Raw genomic sequence first — 2822 nt, 5'->3', positions numbered from 1 at the left:
AAACTAAATATGATGAAATTAATTTAGCTGTCATAACCACTAACACTGAACTAGAAAGTGCAAAAAATGTTCTAAGACAACACAATATTGATAAAAATAAGGCTATCGCTGAACTAAAAACTGAATTGGACAATTTAACTAATACAATTTCAGATACCGAAACATCGATTACAGCTGCTGAAACTAAAGCCGCAACAATTAAAACTAAGCATGAAGGTTTATATAAAACTTTTAAAGACACTGATTATAAAAACGCTGAAACTCTAGCTAAAAATACAGGTACAGAAATTGTTAAAATTAATCAAGCAATTCAAGCATATGAAAAAGCTCTAACTAAAGTCAGTGAGATAAAAACTAATGCTAATAATGATGGTTACACTGATTTAGATACTAGAATTGCTGGTGATATTACAAATATTAATAAAGCATTAGCTGAATTAAGAGCCAAATTACAATCAGAACAAGAAAAAGAAGATAAACGTGTTGAAGATCTTAAAAAATTATTGCAAGATCATATTGATGCAATAACTAATGCGCAAGCAGATGCTGAAGCTCAAAAAGATAAAATAGATCCTTTAAAATCAAAACTAGATGATTTAGCTAATGCTATAACATCAGCTGAATCAGATTATGATACTAATAAAAATGATAAAAATGATGAAATTAAAGGTTTAATTAATACTTTAAAAACTACAATTGATGCTGCTAATAATAGAAAATCTGAACTTAATACAGCATTAACTAATGCTAAAAAAGCAATTGATGGTGCTCTTAAAGAAGCTAAAACAAAATCTACTAAAGCTATTAAAGATGCTAAAGATGCAGGCAATGACATTACTAAATTAAATTCTGCTATTGAAGATCTTAATAAAGCTATTACAGATGTTGAATCAGTTATTCAACAAGCAATTGATAAAGAATATAATGCTCCTAAACAAGAAGCAACTGAGCTTTTAGAAAACTTAAAGAGTGCTCTAAAAACTGCTGAAGATAAAGCTAAGGGCGAAGAAGAAAGAATTAAAGGTATTATTGAAGAAATTGATAGAAAACTTCAAGAAACAGCTCAAAAACTTCAAACTGCTCAAGATGCTGAAGGAAAATATGATACTTCTGTAATTGCACTTGAAGCTTTAAATATTCAAATCACTCAAAATAATGATTATCAAACAAACCTAAATAAAGATGCTAAAAATAAAACTCCTCAAATTACAGCTAAATTAGAGGAACTCAAAACTAAAACAACAGATGCTAAAACTACACATGATGACTTAGTAAACAAAAATACTCAATTGAAAACTCAAGTAGAAACTAAATTATCTGACGCTAAAAGTTCATGAAATGCAGCTAGAACAGATTTAGATGCAGCTATAGCAAACAAGAATGAAACAAAACTAAAAGAAATAAAAACTGCTTTAGAAGCTTCATTAGAATTAGCTAAAGCTGCTAAACAGCTGGCAACTGATAAAGATTGTGCTACGGTTAGAATAAATTCAGAAACTTTAATAAATGATATAGAAAGAGACCTAGATAAAATAAAAGAAGCTCTAGAAGGTGTTGAAAGAGACAGAATTGCTAAAGTTAAGGAAAAACTTGAAACTGTTATTAAATCTCTAGATGATTTAATTAAGAAAAATGATCATGCTAATAAATATGACAGTACAAGAGCATATTTAACTCAATTAAATAATTTAATCAATACCATTAAAAATGATGTTTATGATATATACAACAAACCAGAAAATACTAGTGTTCCTGAACTAAATCAAAAATTAACAGAACTTAAAAATAAAATTGATGAAGCTAAAAGACATTCTGAAGCACAAGATAAAGCAGCTGATGACATCAAAAAAGCCCACGATACCGCATATGAGAATTGAAAGAATACTGAATATAAACAAGCTCAAGATGCTGATAATGCTAACCCTCAAACTGTAGCTGAAATCCGTAAAGTTGTTCAAAAATATGAATCAGCTAAAGAAAAGCTTTTAGAATTAATGAATAAAGCTCAAACTCAAGAGTACAACGAAAACAATACAGCTCAAGCAAAAGATAAAACTGATATTGAAAATAGAATTAATGCCTTAAATGCTTTAGCTACTCAAAAAGGCGAAGAACAACAACTTAAAGATCAAGCTCAATATCTAATCAATAACTTAAATTTATTTTATGATAAATTGAAAGATGAAGAAAATTTTCAAAAAATTGAAATTATGTTAAATCTAATAGGTCCTGAAATTATTAATAGGGCAAATAATTTTATAGAAAACAATAAAAATAAAGATTTCTTAAAAACTATAATTGCTGAATTAAAAACTATTACTAAAAAAGTTGAACAGTTAGTTAAACAAAAAGTTGAATTTATTGAAAACGCCAAAAAAGCAAATAAAGCTAAATTTGAGGAATTAAAGCAAAAACGTCTTGATGCATATGATTTATTACATGCTTATAAAAAAGAGACTAATATAACTGATGAAGAGTATTTAAATCTATATCGTGACAAAATTCAAAAGATAATTAAAACTTTTGATATATTATCTAAAGAAATAGGTGATTTATATGCTAAAACTCTAAGTCAAGGTGACAATATTTCGAACCAAATAGCATTTGAAAAAGCAGAATGGACATATGATATTACTTATGCAAATATGCATTTATTGGCACCTAAACCTTCAATTAGAGGTTCTTTTAAAGCGCCTAGATTTATAACTAAAAGTGATTTTGAATTTCAAATTGATCCAACTAAATATCAGGCATTAGTAGAAAGAATGACCATTGATGATTTAAGTGGCTCAGTATATATAAGATTAAAAATACTTCTTAAT

General features: G+C 27.5%; 1 protein-coding gene. It reads left to right on the top strand.

Annotated elements, in window-relative coordinates:
- On the top strand, positions 1–2822 hold a 2822-nt coding region (locus tag JXZ91_RS02990), incomplete at both ends, for a coiled-coil domain-containing protein (protein ID WP_205851532.1).

The organism is Mycoplasma enhydrae, from assembly GCF_017116825.1.
In the GTDB taxonomy this organism is placed as follows: Bacteria; Bacillota_I; Bacilli_A; order Mycoplasmatales; family Metamycoplasmataceae; genus Metamycoplasma; species Metamycoplasma enhydrae.
Note: the sequence above shows the minus strand (reverse complement) of the source record. Positions and strands in the feature narration are given on the sequence as shown.